The 680-nt window shown below is 43.2% G+C and carries 2 protein-coding genes; both read right to left on the bottom strand.

Going from position 1 to position 680, the window contains the following annotated elements; all coding sequences use genetic code 11:
* Window positions 1–330: 330 nt before the first annotated feature.
* The gene (locus MiSe_RS49550; RefSeq protein ID WP_226594961.1) at window positions 331–468 is read right to left on the bottom strand and encodes a hypothetical protein; all 138 of its coding nucleotides are present in this window, start codon (window positions 466–468) and stop codon (window positions 331–333) included.
* Window positions 462–680: hypothetical protein (locus MiSe_RS49545; RefSeq protein WP_226594959.1), on the bottom strand; the 219-nt coding region annotated here is incomplete at its 5' end. The genes MiSe_RS49545 and MiSe_RS49550, both read right to left, overlap by 7 nt.

Below are 680 nucleotides of genomic sequence, written 5' to 3'. Positions count from 1 at the left end.
ATTTGGCTGCCGTGTCCCTACATCTGGAATGGTTTCCACCACAATTGTCGCTGGGTTTTGATCGGTTAACAAAGGAGAGATTTTACACTGTCGGGACACGGCAATTTGTAGATTTTTCATAATTCCATAAAATTTGGCTGCCGTGTCCCGACATCTGGAATGGTTTCCACCACAATTGTCGCTGGGTTTTTGTTGGTTAACAAACGAGAGATTTTACAATGTAGGGACACGGCATCTGATAGGTTTCGGTCATCCGAGAAAATTTTGAATGCCGTGTCCCGGCAAGATATAAAATGGCTTCCACCACAATTGTCGCTGGGTTTTTGTTGGTTAACAAACGAGAGATTTTACAATGTAGGGACACGGCATCTGATAGGTTTCGGTCATCCGAGAAAATTTTGAATGCCGTGTCCCTACATCGGGAATGGTTTCCATCACAATTTTCCCTGGGTTTTTATCGATTAACAAAGGAGAGATTTTACAATGTAGGGACACGGCATCTGATAGGTTTCGGTCATCCGAGAAAATTTTGAATGCCGTGTCCCTACATCGGGAATGGCTTCCATCACAATTGTCGCTGGGTTTTTATCGATTAATAAAGGAGAGATTTTACACGGTCGGGACACGGCAATTTGTAGATTTTTCATCATTCCAGAAAATGTGGCTGCCTTGTCCCTACA

This window comes from Microseira wollei NIES-4236 (assembly GCF_020521235.1).
Taxonomy (GTDB): Bacteria; Cyanobacteriota; Cyanobacteriia; order Cyanobacteriales; family Aerosakkonemataceae; genus Microseira; species Microseira wollei.
The sequence above is the reverse complement of the archived record's forward strand: the minus strand, read 5'-3'. Positions and strand labels throughout refer to the sequence as shown.